A 14,788-nucleotide genomic window follows, 5' to 3' on the forward strand; every position below is an offset into this window, starting at 1 on the left:
CATGCGCCACGGCGGAGGACGGCACACTCCCGGACGTGGACGACCTCACGCACTCGGACTCCGTCGTCGTCGCCGTCTCCCCGGAGGCGCTCTACGACCTGGTCAGCGACGTGACCCGCACCGGCGAGTGGAGCCCGGTGTGCGTCGCCTGCTGGTGGGACGAGGGCGCGACCGGGCAGGTGGGCGACTGGTTCACCGGCCGCAACGTCACCCCGGAGCGGACGTGGGAGACCCGCAGCCGGGTCGACGTGGCCGACCGCGGCCGGGAGTTCGCCTGGCTGGTGGGCGGCTCGCGGGCGCGCTGGGGCTACCTGCTGGAGCCGGTCGACGGCGGCACCCGGCTGACCGAGACCTGGGAGTTCCTGCCCGACGGCCTGGCCTTCATGGAGGAGCGCTACGGCGACGACGCCCCGCAGCAGGTGCAGGCCCGCATCCGTGCCGCCCACGAGGGCATCCCCGCCACCCTCGCGGCGATCAAGCGGGTCGCCGAGGCCTGATCCCGGCTGAGCCGGGGCCGTGTCCGACGCGGACCGGACCTCCCGGTTCGCGGCCGACGGCCCGCGTGGACCGACGCCGCCCCCCGCGCCGCCGGCCGCTGAGCGGTCACCCGGGAGGCCGGCCCCCGGGCCACCCACCGCCGGGAGGCCGGCCGCCGGGACCGCCGCCCCACGCGGGTGCGCCGCCAGCGGGCGGTCCGCCCATCGTCACGATGCGGTCCAGCTCCTCGATGTCGGCGGAGCCGAGCACCACCGCGCCCGCCGCGAGCACCTCCTCCAGCTGCGCCACCGAGGTGGCGCCCGGGATGACCAGCACGTTCGGTGAGCGGGCGAGCAGCCACGCCACGGCCACCTGCACCGGGCTCGCGTCCACCCGCCGCGCGACCGTCTCCAGCACCGCCGTCTGCGGCGGCGTCATCTCCCCCATCGGGAAGAACGACGTGTAGGAGACCCCCTCCAGCGCCGTGAAGGCGATCCCGTCGCGGGCCAGGTCCTCGACGAGGCGGTCGTCGGTGCGGTGGATCAGGTTGTAGTGGTTCTGCACGCACGCCAGCGGCGCGATGCGGCGCGCCTCGTCGACCTGCCGGGCGGTGATGTGGCTCACCCCGAGGTTGCGGACGAGACCCTGCTGCCGCAGCTGGGCCAGCGCCTCGAACGGCTCGGTGAGCGAGCGCTCCGCGGGCTCGCCCAGTCCCGGCATCCGCAGGTTGGCCACGTGCAGCGCGTCGAGCCCGAGGTGCTCCAGTTCCTCCTCCACCGCCCGGCGCAGCTCATCGGGACCCAGCGCCTCGTCCCAGCCCCCCTCCGGGGTCCGGCGGGCACCCACCCGGGTGACGATGACCAGGTCCTCGGGGTAGGGGTGCAGGGCCTCACGGATCAGGTCGTCGACGACGTGCGGGCCGTAGAGGCCGCTGGTGTCGATGTGGTCGACCCCCAGCTCCACCGCCCGGCTCAGGACGGCGAGAGCGGACTCGCGGTCGGCCGGCGGCCCCGTCATCCGAGGCCCGGTGAGCCTCATGCCGCCATAGCCCATGCGGTGCACCACGCGCTCGCCGAGGGAGACCTGTCCGGAGCGCGTCACGGTGGTCGTCATGCCGGGCGAACCTAGGGCCGGGTGGCCGCCGGACGGCACCTCCGACGCCGGCTCCCGGCGTGGCAGTCACGCGTCGTGGAGCGACTACAGGGTGTCATGCGCGTGTCGCCGCGGTACGGGCGGCGTGTCAGATCAGGCCGAGCTCGGAACCGGCGGGCGGCAGCTCCGTGTCGCGGGTGGACCGCTCGGCCGACGACGCCGGGCGGGGGACGCCCCCCACCCGGCGCCGTACGCCCCCCCTGCAGTGGTCCGCCGCGAGCCTGCGAGCGGGGGGCAGGGGGGCCTTCGCCTAGCGGCCGAGGATGCCGCCGATCGCGCCGCCGATGCCGCCGCCCTGGCCCCCTCCGCCACCGCCGAGCATCTTGATCAGGTCCATCGGGTCGAGTCCGAGCTTCTGCAGGATCCCGGCGTGCTGGTCGGTGTCGACCGTCCCGGGCAGTTCCTGGTCGGCCTGCTGCGCCTTGGCGTCGTCGCCCTGGGACTGCAGCAGCTGGAGGATCTGTGCCTTGTCGATCTGCATGACCGGCCCCGTACCCCGCCCGGCGCGCGGGGATGCGCCTCAGCCGGCCGCGCGCACGACGCGGTCGGGCCGGACGACGGCGAAGCGCGCTCCCGCCCCCTTCAGCCAGCAGGTCAGCGTGCCGTCGGCGTCCTCCACCTCGGTGCGCCGGTCGCCGGAGGTCACCGCGACGCGCCCCGGGCCCGCGAGCGCCACGACCGCGGTGCCGGGGCCCAGGACGTCGTCGATCCGGCACTCCTCCCCGCCGGAGCGGACCCGGGCGCGCGGCACGAGGGTCCCGGCCAGCCGGCGGCCGGCCGGGCCGCGCCGGTCGACCAGGGGACCCCGGCGCAGCGGCGGCGTCCGGCTGTCGGTGGCGTAGGCGGCCAGCGCCGGCACCCGCGCGACGGCGGCGAGCACCGCCCGCCGCACCGGCACCGCGCCGGCACCCCCGCCGGTCATCAGACGCCCGACCAGGGCCGCGAGCCGGACCAGCGCCCGTGCGTGTGGCCCCCGCTCGGCCCCGTGGGTGTCGAGGAGGTCCTCGCCGGCCGCGCCGGTCACCACGGCGGCCACCTTCCACGCCAGCTGGTGCACGTCGCGCAGGCCCAGCCCCAGGCCCTGCCCGACGAACGGCGGGGTGAGGTGGGCGGCGTCGCCGGCCAGCAGCACCCGGCCGCGCCGCCAGCGGTCGGCCACCTGCGCGCGGTGCACGTACTCCGAGGCGCGCACCACCTCGGCGTCCTGCGCCCCGAACGGCGCCAGCAGGGCGGTCAGCGCCGGGCCGGCCAGGTCCGGGGCGTCCTCCCCCGGCCGCAGCCGCGCCTCGAAGCGGTAGCGGTCGCCGCTGACCGGCATGAACGTCGCCGCGCGGACCGGGTCGCACACCTGGTGCACGCCGGGCCACACCGGCAGCGGGACCCGCCTGCGCAGGTCGACGACCAGCCACCGGTCGGGCCGGCCGAGGTCGCGCAGGCGCGCGCCGACCAGCCCGCGGACGGAGCTGTTCGCCCCGTCGCAGCCCAGCACGGCCGAGGCGACGACGTCGCGGCGGCGCCCGGTGGCCCGCTCGAGCACCGCCACCGTGACGGACCGGTCAGCCTCCGACAGCCCCACGACCTCCTCGCCGCCGCGCACCTCGATGCCCGGGGTGCGGTCGATCGCGGCGCGCAGCAGCCGCTCGAGGTCGGGCTGGTGGAACATCGACGCCTGCGGCCAGCCGTGCCGCCCGGCGCCCTCGGTGCGGCGGAACTCGGCGAGGGTGCGGTGCTCCGCGTCGAGCAGCCGCAGCCCCGCCATGGGCCGGCTGACCGCCAGGAACTCCTCGGCGACGCCGGCGTCGGCCAGCGCGCGCAGCGCCTCGTCGTCGAGGTGGACCGCCCGCGGCAGCCCGGAGGGGCGCGGCCGCCGGTCGAGCAGGAGCACGGGCAGCCCGCGCCGGGCGAGGAGCAGCGCAGCGGTGGCGCCGACGGGTCCGGCGCCGACCACCACCACCGGGGGTACCACCGTCTGCGACGACACGCCGTCCAGTGTCGCCGACCGCCCCGGGTCCGGGCTGGCATCGTGGGCGCGCGATGACATCCACGGAGGCGCCGGCGCCCCCGGCCGAGTGGCGCCGGTACGGCCGGACGGGCGGGGACCGCTGGCGCACGCTCGTCAGCGGCCTGGGGCAGACGCTGCTCACCGCCGGTGTCGTGCTGCTGCTGTTCGCCGTCTACGAGCTGTGGGTCACCGACCTGTTCAGCGCCCGCGACCAGGACCGGCTCGCCGACCGGCTGCAGACCGAGTGGACCGCGCAGCAGCCGGCCGCCGGCGTGCCGACGTCGCCGGCCGCGGTGCCGGTGGGGCAGCCGTTCGCCGTGCTGCACGTGCCGCGGCTGGGCGAGGACTGGTCGCGCGTCGTCCTCGAGGGGACCGCCGAGGACCAGCTGTCGCAGGGGCCGGGCCACTACGCGGGGACGGCCATGCCCGGCCGGCCGGGCAACGTCGCCCTCGCCGGGCACCGGGTGGGCCGCGGCTCGCCCTTCCTGGACCTGGACCGGATGCGGCCCGGCGACCCGATCGTCGTCGAGGTGGCCGACGGCTGGTTCACCTACCGCGTGCTCGCCGACGGCCAGGACCCGAACGGCGTCCCCGGCTCGCAGATCGTGTCACCGGCCGACGTCGAGGTCATCGCGCCGACGCCCGGCGGCGCCCCCGACGCCGCGCCCACCGGTGCCTACCTGACGCTCACCACCTGCCACCCCCGGTACTCGGCGCGGCAGCGGCTGGTCGTGCACGCCGTCCTCGACGGCCCGGGCGTCACCCGCGCACAGGCACCCGACGGGCCGCCGGCCCTGACCGAGGGCTGAGGAGGACCGGTGTACCGGTGGATCTGGCGGCACCTGCCCGGCGGGACGGCGACCCGCTCGGGGCTGTCGCTGCTGCTCGCCCTGGCGGTGGCCGCGCTGCTGCTGTTCGTCGTCTTCCCGTGGGTGGAACCGCACCTCCCCTTCACCGCGGTGACCGTCGACGGGCGGTGACGCCGCGGCGCGTTGCACACCGTTGCGCCCCTTGACGGCACCCGGTGCCGCACAGAGTCTGTGGCCTGGCGCACACTCCGGTGGAGTGTGCGTACCAGCCTGCCCGCCACCGTCGGCGGGCCGGACCGAGAGGAGACCGGGTGAAGACCAAGGGCGCGATCCTGTGGGGCGTGGGCGAGGAGTGGTCGATCGAGGAGATCGAGCTGGGTGACCCGAGGGAGGGCGAGGTCCAGGTCCAGCTGGCCGCCTCCGGGCTCTGCCACAGCGACGAGCACCTGGTCACCGGCGGCACCCCCGTCGCCTTCTACCCGGTGATCGGCGGGCACGAGGGCTCCGGCGTCGTCACCAAGGTCGGTCCCGGCGTCACGGGGCTGCAGGAGGGCGACCACGTCGTCACCGCGTTCATCCCCGCGTGCGGGCAGTGCCCGCCGTGTTCGAAGGGGATGCAGAACCTCTGCGACCTCGGGGCCAGCCTGCTCGCCGGCACGTCGATCTCCGACGGCAGCTACCGCGTCCAGGCCCGCGGCCAGGACGTCATCCCGATGTGCCTGCTGGGTACCTTCTCGCCCTACGTCACGGTGCACCAGGCGTCGGTGGTGAAGATCGAGCCCGACATCCCGCTGGAGATCGCCGCGCTGGTCGGCTGCGGCGTCACCACCGGCTGGGGCTCGGCCACCAAGGTCGCCGACGTCCGTCCCGGGGAGAACGTCGTCGTCATGGGCGCCGGCGGCGTCGGCATGAACGCCGTGCAGGGCGCGGCGGCGGCCGGGGCCAAGCGGGTCATGGTCATCGACCCGGTGGCGCGCAAGCGCGAGTGGGCGATGGAGATGGGCGCCACGCACGTCTTCGAGTCGGCCGAGGAGGCCACGGAGAAGGTCAACGAGCTGACCTGGGGCCGGATGGCCGAGAAGACGATCATCACCGTCGGCGACATCCAGGGCGAGGACATCCAGGCCGCGCTCACCCTGACCGGCAAGGGCGGCCGCGCCGTCGTCACCGGCATGGGCAACGCCGCCAACACCGACGTCAAGCTCAGCCTCTTCGAGCTCACGCTGCTGCAGAAGGACCTGCAGGGCGCGATCTTCGGCGGCCTGGCCCCGCGGGCGGCGATCCCCGAGCTGCTCAGCCTCTACCAGGAGGGTCAGCTCAAGCTCGACGAGCTCGCCACCACGAAGTACAAGCTCGAGGACATCAACCAGGGCTACCAGGACATGCGCGACGGCAAGAACATCCGCGGGATGGTCGTCTACTCCGACTCCGACCGCTGACCCGCTCCCCCGTTCCCGCCGGCGCCGCGCCGGCGGGAACGGGGGCGCCTCAGCCGCGCAGCTCCGGGAAGTCGGTGTCGGCCCAGTCGGTGCCGGTGCCCCGCGGAGCCGCCCGCTCCTCGCGCTGCCGCAACTCGACCCGGCGGATCTTCCCCGAGATCGTCTTCGGCAGCTCCGCGAACTCCACCCGCCGCACCCGCAGGAAGGGCGCCAGCCGCTCACGCGCGTGCCGCAGCACCGCCAGCGCCGTCTCCGGCCCCGGCTCCCAGCCCGGCGCCAGCGTGACGTAGGCCTTGGGCACCGCCAGCCGCACCGGGTCGGGCACGGGGACGACGGCGGCCTCCACCACCGCCGGGTGCTCGATGAGCACGCTCTCCAGCTCGAACGGGCTGATCTTGTAGTCGCTGGCCTTGAACACGTCGTCGGTGCGCCCGACGTAGGTGACGTAGCCGTCGGCGTCCCGGGTCGCGACGTCGCCGGTGTGGTAGTAGCCGCCGGCCATCGCCTCGGCCGCCCGCTCGGGGTCGCCCCGGTAGCCGGTCATCAGGTTCAGCGGCCGCTGCGCGAGGTCCAGGCAGATCTCGCCGTCGTCGCCCCGCTCGCCGGTGACCGGGTCGACCAGCACCACCGGCACGCCCGGCAGCGGCCGGCCCATCGAGCCCGGCCGCACCTCGGCGCCGGGCGGGTTGCCCACCGCCGCCGTCGTCTCGGTCTGCCCGTAGCCGTCGCGCAGCGTCAGCCCCCACCGCCGGCGGACCTGCTCGATGACCTCGGGGTTGAGCGGCTCGCCGGCGGCCAGCACCTCCCGCAGCTGCCCCGGCCCGCCGGTGAGGTCGGCCTGGATGAGCATCCGCCACACCGTGGGCGGTGCGCAGAACGTGGTGATGCCGGCGTCGCGGATGCGGCCGAGCAGCACCGCGGGGTCGAAGCGCCGGTAGTCGAGCAGGTGGACGGTCGCCTCCGCCGCCCACGGGGCGAAGAAGCAGCTCCAGGCGTGCTTGGCCCAGCCCGGGGAGCTGATGTTGAGGTGCCGGTCGCCGGGCTGCAGGCCCTGCCAGTACATCGTCGACAGGTGCCCGACCGGGTAGCTGACCTGGGTGTGCTCGACCAGCTTGGGCCGGCTGGTGGTGCCGCTGGTGAAGTACAGGAGCAGCGGGTCACCGGGCTCGGTGCCGGGATGTCCCAGCGGTCGGTCGGGGGCACCGGCCGCGTCGGCGTAGGGCGCCCAGCCGGGCGCCTCGCCGCCCACGGCGATCCGCCCGTAGTCGCCGGGGGGGACGTCGGCGAACTTGGCGGTCTCGGCGACGTCGACGACCACGTGGCGGGCGCCGGTGCGGCCGATGCGGTCGGCGAGGTCCGCGGGCGGCAGGGCCGTCGTCGTCGGCATGATCACCGCGCCGAGCTTCATGACGGCGAGCATCGACTCCCACAGCTCCACCCGGTTGCCGAGCATGAGGACGACGCGGTCACCGCGCCGCACGCCGCGCTCGCGCAGCCATGCGGCCACCTGGTCCGAGCGGCGGGCGAGCCCGTCGAAGGTCCAGCTGCCCTCGCTGCCGTCGTCCTGCGCGATCACCAGCCCGGGCCGCTCGACGCCCCGGGCGATCTCGTCGAACCAGTCGACCGCCCAGTTGAACGGGCCGTCGATCACCGGCCAGCGGAACTCCGCGGCGGCCCGGACGGGGTCCCCGCGCAGCGCCAGCAACTGGTCGCGGGCGGCGCGGTAGGCGGTCGTGGCGGTGCCGGTCATGCGGCGGCTCCTCGATCGTGCGGTCGTGGCCCCGGCATGGTCGGACGATCGGCCCGCGGCCACCACCCCGACCTCGCCCGGCGACCGGTCAGCGGGCGGCGCGGGCCAGCGCCGCCCGGGCGTCGTCGGCGAGGCGGCGGACCTGCTCGCCGGCGGGCAGCGGCTCGACCAGGCGGTGCCCCTGCCCGGCCCACAGGTTGATCCCGTCGGCGTCCCCGGCCGAGCGGGCGGCGGCGCGCAGCGGCGTCGTCAGGTGGTGGACCTGGGGATAGGCGGCCGGGGCGGTCGCGCCGTGCTCGGCGAGGAAGCGGTTGACCAGGGCCCGGGCCCGGCGGCCGCTGAACGCGCGGGTCAGCGCCGTCTCCCCGCCCGTGGCGAGGGCCGCGCGGTGCAGCGGGCTCGTGCCGGCCTCGGGGCACCCCAGGAACGCCGTGCCGAGTTGCGCCGCCTCCGCCCCGGCCACCAGCACCGCGGCCACCGAGGCGCCGTCCCCGAGCCCGCCGGCGGCCACCAGCGGCAGGTCCACGGCCCGGGCGACGAGCCGCAGCAGCACGAGCAGCCCGTACTCGCCCATGCCGTCCTCGTCGCGGAAGCCGCCCCGGTGGCCGCCGGCCTCGACGCCCTGGACGACCAGCGCGTCCGCACCGGCCTCCGCGGCGGCCACGGCCTCCTCGGGGCTGGTCACGGTGACCAGCACGGTGGCGCCGGCGTCGTGCAGCACCGCGACGACGTCGGGCCGGGGCAGGCCGAAGGTGAACGACGCCACCGGCACCCGCTCCTCGGCGAGGACGGCGACCTTCGCCTCCCACGCGTCGTCGTCCCATCGCGGCTCGCCCAGCTCGACGCCCCGGCGCCCGGCCTCCGCGCTCAGCTGCGCGGCATAGCGGCGCACCGCCGCGTCGTCGCCGGGCGGCCCCGGGAGGAAGACGTTGACGCCGAAGCGCTCCGGCGTCAGCTCCCGGGTCGCCCGGATCTCCTCCCGCACGGCCTCCGGCGACCGGTAGCCCGCGGCGAGGAAGCCCAGGCCGCCGGCTCCCGAGACCGCGGCGGCCAGCGCCGGGGTGGACGGACCACCTGCCATCGGGGCCTGCACGATCGGCTCGCGGAGTCCCAGCACCATGCACCCAGCCTCTCAGCCGAGCAGGCGGGTGAGGGCGGGGCCGAGGTCGCGCACCGTCCGCACCATCTGCGCCGTCCCCCCGCCCCGGGCGGCCAGGGCGCGGGCCGCCTCCTCCGCCTCGGGCGTGGGCAGCGGGCAGAGCACGTCGAGCCGGTCGATGCCGGCCAGCGCCGTCTCCGGCGGGTCGCCGGTGGTGTGCAGGCAGTCCGAGAGCAGCACGACCACCCGCTCGTCGGCGACCTCGGGCGCCAGCTGCAGCCGCGCGGCCCGCAGCGCGGCGGACAGGTCGGTCATCCCGTGCCCGCGCAGCCCGATCAGGTGCGTCACGACGTCCTCGGCGGCGCGCCGCTGGCCCGGCCGCTGCACGACGTCGACCTCCCGGCCGAAGGTGAGCAGGCTGGTGCGCAGCTTCTCGTCGCCGGTGAGGACGACGCCGGCCGCGGCCACCGCCGCGATCGCCACGCCGAGCCCCGTCATCGACCCCGACGTGTCGACGGCGAGGCAGACCGTGCGGCGGTGCCCCGTCCAGCGGCGCGTCACCAGGTCGCCCTCGGCCAGCGGCGTCCCGACGTCCCAGCGGTCGAGCGTGCGGTCGAGGTCCAGGTCGCCGTCGCCCCGGCGGTCGGGCACCAGCCGGCGCGTGCCGCGGGTGCGCGCCCGCCCGACCCGGCCCACCTGCACGAACACCCGCGCGGCGAGCCGCTGGGCCGCCGTCCGCAGCTCCCGGTCGGTGGCCGCGGCGAGGTCGGTGAGCAGCGCGGCCGCGGCGTCGGCGTCCTCGGCCATCAGCGCGGCGAAGGCCTCCTCGTCGAGCTCGCCGACCTCCGGGCTGACCTCCTCGAAGGCGTCGTGCCGGGCGGCCATCTCCCGCCTGCCGGTCTGCCTCCGGCGGCCACCGCCCGAGCGGTCGCGGCGCGGCGCGGAGGGGGAGTCGGTGCCCGCCGGGGACTCCGGCGGGCCCTCACCTCCTCCCTCCCCAGGGGCCCTTCAAGGGTCGGCCGACTCGTCGTCCTGCGGTGGCGGCCCGTCCGGTGGCCAGACGTCGTCGAGGATGTCGTCGATGACCGCCTCGGGCGTGCGCTCGACGCCGTCGGCGACGCGGATGCGCCCCGACAGCGCGGCGTACGCGGCGTCGCGGGCGGTCTCGCGGGCGCCCTCGGCGCCGAGGCCGGACTGCCCGCGGACGTCGAGCAGGCCGCCGAGCAGCAGCACGAGGTCGGTGGCGCCGCGCACCGACGAGCCCATCCGGACGTCGCGGTGCTCGCGGGTGGCGCGCACCAGCCGGACGGCGAGGCCGATGAGCGCCGGGGGCGCCCCCGTGACGGCGGTGACGATGGCCCGCTCGGCCTCGGCGTCCTGGTAGCCGAGGACGACGCGGCACATCCGGTCGGCGATCGCCTGGCCCACGCGCGCGGTGCCGATCGCGTCGAAGGGGTTCATCGCCGCGATCAGCCGGAACCCGGCGGCGGCCCGCACGTGCCCGAGGCGCGGCACGGTGATCTCGCCCTCGGTGAGCACGGTGATGAGGACGTTGAGCGTCTCCTCGGGGATGCGGTTGAGCTCCTCGAGGTAGAGCAGCCCGTGCCCGCGCATGGCCGTGAGCAGCGGCCCGTCGGTGAAGCTGCCGGGCACGTAGCCCTCGGCGAGGACGGCGGCCGGGTCGTACTGGCCGATCAGCCGGGCCGGCGTGAGCTCGGCGTTGCCCTCGACGAAGACGACGTCCTGGCCGTCCTCCGCGGCGACCGAGCGCAGCAGCGTGGACTTGCCCGTGCCGGGCGGCCCCTCGAGGACGACGTGCCGGTTGGTGCGCAGCGCCACGGTGAGCACCTCCCGCTCGCGGCGCAGCCCGATGACCGGGTGGGGCACGGTCGGCGTCACGCGGCTCCTCTCGCAGGGGGCGGATGTGACGCAGGCTACGTGTCCCCGAGACCCGGCCGGGGGCGGGGCAGCACCCGGTGGGGCTCCCCCGCGCGGGCGGCGTCGAGCGGAACGGCGCTGGTGAGGACGGCGGGACCGAGCCGCAGCACGCCGTCGGACAGCGGTGCGCAGCGCACTCCCCCGCGCCCGCGCATGCCCCGGTGCGCGCCCGGCGCGAGGACGGTGTCCAGCCAGGCGCACGGGTTGGCCGGGCGCCCGCCCCGCAGGACGACGACGCCCTCCCCGCAGTCCAGCGCGAACTCCTCCCCGCGCAGCGCCTCGACCTCGGCGCCGCGCAGGACGACGTTGCGGCGGGTCAGCAGCGCGTCGAGCGGGCCGGTGCCGAGCTCGGCGGCCAGCGCCTCCACCGACTCGGCGGCCAGCACCGTGACGGCGGCGTCGCGGTGCGCGGGCCGGCCGGCGTAGCGGTCGCCGACGACGCCGTGCCCGGCGCGGACGTCGACCCGCTCCACGCGGTCGGCGTCCTGGGCCGGCACGGCACCGCCCGGCCGCCCGTCGTAGCGGTGCACCGGCGAGACCAGCAGCCCCACGACCTCGACGTCGTACCGGTGCGGCCGGCCCGGGGAGCCCATAGCGCTACACAGGCCACTCACCGGTCGGCGGTGCGGTGGATGGGGCCCTCGATCCCGGTCAGCCGCTCCCCCGAGCCGCCCCAGCGCCCCGCGATGATCTCCGCGGCGATCGAGACGGCGGTCTCCTCCGGCGTGCGGGCGCCGAGGTCCAGGCCGATCGGCGAGGACAGCCGCTCCAGCTCGGCCGCGGTCAGCCCCGCCTCGCGCAGCCGCTCGAGCCGCTCCTCGTGGGTGCGCCGCGAGCCCATCGCCCCGACGTAGGCCACCGGCAGGCGCAGCGCCACCTCCAGCAGCGGGACGTCGAACTTCGGGTCGTGGGTGAGCACGCACAGCACCGTGCGCTCGTCGACCCGGCCGGCCTCGACCTCGGCCTGCAGGTAGCGGTGCGGCCACTCGACGACGACCTCGTGCGCGTCGGGGAAGCGGCGGGCGGTGGCGAAGACGGGCCGGGCGTCGCACACGGTCACCCGGTAACCGAGGAACGCCCCGACCCGGGCGACGGCGGCCGCGAAGTCGATGGCGCCGAACACGACCATCCGCGCCGGCGGGGCGAAGGAGGAGACGAACAGCGTGAGCTCGTCGCCGCGCCGCTCGCCGTCGTGGCCGTAGGTCAGCGTGGCCGTGCGGCCGGCGGCGAGCATCCCGCGGGCGTCGGCGGCGACGGCGTCGTCGAGGCGCTGCAGGCCCAGGGTGCCCGACGCGCGGTCGGGCCAGAGCACCAGCCGGCGGCCCAGGCGGTCGTCGGGACCGCGCACGCAGGTGACGACGGCGACCGGCTCGTGCCGGCCCACCGACGAGGCGATCTCCCCGAGCTCGGGGAACGACTCGCGCGACACCGGCTCGACGAACACGTCGAGGATCCCGCCGCAGGTCAGGCCGACGGCGAACGCGTCGTCGTCGCTGACGCCGTAGCGCTCCAGCGTCGGGACGCCGGACTCGACGACGTCCTTGGCCTCCTCGTACACCGCGCCCTCGACGCAGCCGCCGGACACGCTGCCGACCGCCGTCCCGTCGGGGCCGACGAGCATCGCCGCCCCGGCCGGCCGCGGCGCGGAGCGCCAGGTGGCCACGACCGTCCCCATCCCGACCGTCTCGCCGGCCTGCCACCACCCGACCAGGTCGTCGAGCACCTCACGCATGACCGCTCCTCTCACACACGCGAGATCACTCCCGACAGCTCCTCGAAGGCGGCCAGGCTGTGGCCCGACACGAACGCGTCGACCGACGGCAGCGCCGCCTGCATCCCACCGGTCAGCGGCTCGTAGCCCGCCCGGCCCTTGTGCGGGTTGACCCAGACGACGGCGTGCGCGAGGCGGCGCAGCCGCGCCATCTGCTCGCGCAGCAGGTCGGGACTCCCCCGCTCCCAGCCGTCGCTGCACACCACGACGACGGCGCTGCGGGCGGTCCCGCGCTGTCCCCACCGGTCGAGGAACGCCTTGAGCACCTCGCCGAGCCGCGTGCCGCCCGACCAGTCGGGGATCGCGGTGCCGCTGGCCGCCAGCGCCCGGTCGGGGTCGCGCAGCCGCATCTCCCGCGTCACGCGGGTCAGCCGGGTGCCGATGGTGAACACCTCGGTCGAGGCCGGCCGGGCGCGCACCGCCGCGTGGGCGAACCGCAGCAGCGCGTCGGCGTAGGGGCTCATCGAGCCGGAGACGTCGACCAGCAGCACCACCCGCCGCGGCCGCGGCCGGGCCCGCCGGTGCAGCAGCCGGGAGACCTCACCGCCGGTGCGCAGCGCCCGCCGCACCGTGCGCGCCGGGTGCACGGACCCGTGGGCGGAGGGCCGGCGGCGGCGGGCCGGGCGCATCGGCGACGCCGGGCGCACCAGCGCGAACAGCCGCCGCAGGTGCTCGCGCTCGGCGGGGGTCAGGTCGGCGACGTCGCGCTGGCGCAGCACCTCGTCGGCCGAGGCGGCGACGGCGAGGTCCGAGGGGTCCTCGCCCTCCTCGCCGGCCCCGCCGCCCTCCTGCAGCGGCGCGGTGACGGCGATCCGCGGCGGGGCGGTCGCCGGGGGACGCCCCCGCCGGGGGGCCTCGCCGCCGAAGTACGCGGCGAACGCGGCGTCGTAGCGGTCGAGGTCGTCCGGGCCGGAGCACAGCGTCAGCCGGCCGGCCCAGTAGACGGCGGTGGCGTCGAGGACGTCGAGCGCCGCCACCGCCGTGAGCATGGCCTCGACCCGGTCCGGGGAGGCGGTCATGCCGGCGGCGCGCAGCGTGCGGACGAACCCCAGGACCGTGGCGACGACGTCCCGACGGGGCGAGGGGTCAGCCACCGAAGAGCGCCCCCCGCGCGAGCGAGCGCACCCGGTCGGTGTCCTCGCGGTACTTGATCACCGCGCCGAGCGTGCGTGCGGCGAGGTCGGGGTCGAGGTCGCGGGCACCCAGCGCGTGCAGCGCGGTGGCCCAGTCCATCGCCTCGGCGACGCCGGGCGGCTTGAGCAGGTCCAGCGTGCGCAGCTTCGCCGTCGCCCGGGCCACCTCGCGGGCCAGCCGCTCGGTGACCTCCGGCAGCCGGGTCCGCAGGATCGCCACCTCGCGGTCGAAGTCGGGGTGCTCCAGCCAGTGGTAGAGGCAGCGGCGCTTGAGCGCGTCGTGCACCTCGCGGGTGCGGTTGGAGGTCAGCACCACCAGCGGCGGGACGTCGGCGCGCACGGTGCCCAGCTCCGGGATGGAGATCGTGAAGTCGGAGAGGACCTCGAGCAGGAACGCCTCGAACTCGTCGTCGGCGCGGTCGACCTCGTCGACGAGCAGCACGCTCGGGGAGTCCTCCAGCGCCTGCAGCAGCGGGCGGGCGAGCAGGAACCGCCGGTCGTAGAGCGAGGCCTCGAGCGACTCGGTGTCGGCCGTGGCGTGCGCGGCCTCGGCGGCGCGCAGGTGCAGCAGCTGTCGGCCGAAGTCCCAGTCGTAGAGCGCCTGGCTGGCCTCGAGGCCCTCGTAGCACTGCAGGCGGTACAGCGGGCGGCCGGTGACGGCGGCCAGCGACCGGGCGAGGGCGGTCTTGCCGACGCCGGCCTCGCCCTCGAGGAACAGTGGGCGGCGCATGACCAGGGCCAGGTAGGCGGCGGTGGCCAGGCCCTCGTCGGGCAGGTACCCGGTCGACCGGAGAGCCGCGGCCAGCTCCTCCGGGCCGCCGGGGAGGCCGTCGGCCCGGGTGGACGGCGCAGCCGTGGTCTCGGTCACGCCGCCGAGCATCCCACCTGCGCAGGCGCCCGACAGGGGCCGACCCGGGAGCCCGCAACGGTTGCAGACGACACGGCGGCCGGCCGGGAGTCGTCGTCTCCGGCCGGCCGCCGCCGACTGTGTCGTGCCCGGTCAGGACCGGGCCGTGGTGCGCTGGTGCCTACCGACCGATCTTGCCGTCGTTGTCGCGGTCCAGGGCGTCCTTGGCCTTCTGCACGAGGCCCCGGTCGTCCTCACGGCCCGTGGTGCCCGTGCCGGCGACACCGGTCTGGCCGCCGTCGACCTCGATCTGCTCCTTGCGCACCTGCTCGGAGACCTGCTGCTGCTCGGTGACCGTCTGGGTGTCCAGG

The 14,788-nt window shown here is 76.6% G+C and carries 15 protein-coding genes and 1 pseudogene; 4 read left to right on the top strand and 12 right to left on the bottom strand.

The genetic code is table 11. The features are described 5' to 3' along the window. The first annotated feature begins 35 nt into the window (after positions 1-35). Entirely contained in the window at positions 36-497 is a 462-nt protein-coding gene (locus HLV61_RS14390; RefSeq protein WP_369256555.1) for an SRPBCC family protein, read from the top strand. 106 nt (positions 498-603) lie between these two features. On the opposite strand, the gene HLV61_RS14395 is transcribed toward HLV61_RS14390, so the two are convergent. The 3 genes from HLV61_RS14395 to HLV61_RS14405 form a co-directional block, all read right to left on the bottom strand. After that, on the bottom strand, positions 604-1,590 hold the full coding sequence (locus HLV61_RS14395) for an oxidoreductase (RefSeq protein ID WP_369256557.1): 987 nt from the start codon (positions 1,588-1,590) through the stop codon (positions 604-606). A gap of 289 nt (positions 1,591-1,879) precedes the next feature. Continuing rightward, positions 1,880-2,110: a hypothetical protein gene (locus HLV61_RS14400; protein WP_369256559.1), complete on the bottom strand. Its 231-nt coding sequence runs from the start codon at positions 2,108-2,110 to the stop codon at positions 1,880-1,882. Positions 2,111-2,149: 39 nt separating this feature from the next. Beyond that, positions 2,150-3,610, bottom strand: a complete 1,461-nt coding sequence (locus tag HLV61_RS14405; RefSeq protein ID WP_369256560.1) for a bifunctional 3-(3-hydroxy-phenyl)propionate/3-hydroxycinnamic acid hydroxylase — start codon at positions 3,608-3,610, stop codon at positions 2,150-2,152. A gap of 53 nt (positions 3,611-3,663) precedes the next feature. Here HLV61_RS14405 and HLV61_RS14410 point away from each other — a divergent pair, with 53 nt between their 5' ends. The 3 genes from HLV61_RS14410 to HLV61_RS14420 all read left to right on the top strand — a co-directional run bounded on the left by HLV61_RS14410 (position 3,664) and on the right by HLV61_RS14420 (position 5,879). Continuing rightward, positions 3,664-4,440 (top strand): class E sortase, encoded by a 777-nt coding sequence (locus tag HLV61_RS14410; RefSeq protein ID WP_369256562.1) that lies wholly within the window; start codon positions 3,664-3,666, stop codon positions 4,438-4,440. A 9-nt stretch (positions 4,441-4,449) separates the two neighbouring features. Continuing rightward, on the top strand, positions 4,450-4,611 hold the full coding sequence (locus HLV61_RS14415; RefSeq protein WP_204264048.1) for a hypothetical protein: 162 nt from the start codon (positions 4,450-4,452) through the stop codon (positions 4,609-4,611). A gap of 140 nt (positions 4,612-4,751) precedes the next feature. Further along, positions 4,752-5,879 (top strand): NDMA-dependent alcohol dehydrogenase, encoded by a 1,128-nt coding sequence (locus HLV61_RS14420; protein WP_369256564.1) that lies wholly within the window; start codon positions 4,752-4,754, stop codon positions 5,877-5,879. Positions 5,880-5,928: 49 nt separating this feature from the next. Here the strand turns inward: HLV61_RS14420 and HLV61_RS14425 are convergent, their stop codons facing one another. The 9 genes and pseudogenes from HLV61_RS14425 to HLV61_RS14465 all read right to left on the bottom strand — a co-directional run. After that, positions 5,929-7,629 carry an AMP-binding protein gene (locus tag HLV61_RS14425; RefSeq protein WP_369256566.1) on the bottom strand — a complete coding sequence of 567 codons (1,701 nt, stop codon included), beginning with the start codon at positions 7,627-7,629 and terminating at the stop codon, positions 5,929-5,931. Positions 7,630-7,717: 88 nt separating this feature from the next. Beyond that, complete coding sequence (locus tag HLV61_RS14430; protein WP_369256568.1) at positions 7,718-8,749, bottom strand: nitronate monooxygenase; 1,032 nt, start codon at positions 8,747-8,749, stop codon at positions 7,718-7,720. A gap of 12 nt (positions 8,750-8,761) precedes the next feature. After that, positions 8,762-9,613 (bottom strand): VWA domain-containing protein, encoded by an 852-nt coding sequence (locus HLV61_RS14435; RefSeq protein WP_369256570.1) that lies wholly within the window; start codon positions 9,611-9,613, stop codon positions 8,762-8,764. Between the two features lie 123 nt (positions 9,614-9,736). Then, positions 9,737-10,627: an AAA family ATPase gene (locus tag HLV61_RS14440; RefSeq protein WP_369256572.1), complete on the bottom strand. Its 891-nt coding sequence runs from the start codon at positions 10,625-10,627 to the stop codon at positions 9,737-9,739. 35 nt (positions 10,628-10,662) lie between these two features. Next, positions 10,663-11,259 (bottom strand): MOSC domain-containing protein, encoded by a 597-nt coding sequence (locus HLV61_RS14445; protein ID WP_369256574.1) that lies wholly within the window; start codon positions 11,257-11,259, stop codon positions 10,663-10,665. A 17-nt stretch (positions 11,260-11,276) separates the two neighbouring features. Beyond that, the gene (locus HLV61_RS14450) at positions 11,277-12,398 is read right to left on the bottom strand and encodes an XdhC family protein (RefSeq protein WP_369256576.1); all 1,122 of its coding nucleotides are present in this window, start codon (positions 12,396-12,398) and stop codon (positions 11,277-11,279) included. An 11-nt stretch (positions 12,399-12,409) separates the two neighbouring features. Next, positions 12,410-13,531: a vWA domain-containing protein gene (locus HLV61_RS14455; RefSeq protein WP_369256578.1), complete on the bottom strand. Its 1,122-nt coding sequence runs from the start codon at positions 13,529-13,531 to the stop codon at positions 12,410-12,412. Then, on the bottom strand, positions 13,524-14,438 hold the full coding sequence (locus tag HLV61_RS14460; RefSeq protein WP_369256580.1) for an AAA family ATPase: 915 nt from the start codon (positions 14,436-14,438) through the stop codon (positions 13,524-13,526). Before HLV61_RS14460 ends, HLV61_RS14455 begins: the two co-directional genes overlap by 8 nt. Before the next feature lie 160 nt (positions 14,439-14,598). Further along, positions 14,599-14,788, bottom strand: a pseudogene (locus HLV61_RS14465) (DUF2382 domain-containing protein); the annotation flags it as partial.

It is taken from the genome of Geodermatophilus amargosae, assembly GCF_041028265.1.
GTDB classification, from domain to species: domain Bacteria; phylum Actinomycetota; class Actinomycetes; order Mycobacteriales; family Geodermatophilaceae; genus Geodermatophilus; species Geodermatophilus amargosae_A.

Excerpts from the sequence above, each read along its gene's own strand:
- HLV61_RS14395 (WP_369256557.1), bottom strand. The coding sequence starts at position 1,590 with ATGACGACCACCGTGACGCGCTCCGGACAGGTCTCCCTCGGCGAGCGC.
- HLV61_RS14400 (WP_369256559.1), bottom strand. The coding sequence starts at position 2,110 with ATGCAGATCGACAAGGCACAGATCCTCCAGCTGCTGCAGTCCCAGGGC.
- HLV61_RS14410 (WP_369256562.1), top strand. The coding sequence starts at position 3,664 with ATGACATCCACGGAGGCGCCGGCGCCCCCGGCCGAGTGGCGCCGGTAC.
- HLV61_RS14425 (WP_369256566.1), bottom strand. The coding sequence starts at position 7,629 with ATGACCGGCACCGCCACGACCGCCTACCGCGCCGCCCGCGACCAGTTG.
- HLV61_RS14430 (WP_369256568.1), bottom strand. The coding sequence starts at position 8,749 with ATGGTGCTGGGACTCCGCGAGCCGATCGTGCAGGCCCCGATGGCAGGT.
- HLV61_RS14435 (WP_369256570.1), bottom strand. The coding sequence starts at position 9,613 with ATGGCCGCCCGGCACGACGCCTTCGAGGAGGTCAGCCCGGAGGTCGGC.
- HLV61_RS14445 (WP_369256574.1), bottom strand. The coding sequence starts at position 11,259 with ATGGGCTCCCCGGGCCGGCCGCACCGGTACGACGTCGAGGTCGTGGGG.
- HLV61_RS14450 (WP_369256576.1), bottom strand. The coding sequence starts at position 12,398 with ATGCGTGAGGTGCTCGACGACCTGGTCGGGTGGTGGCAGGCCGGCGAG.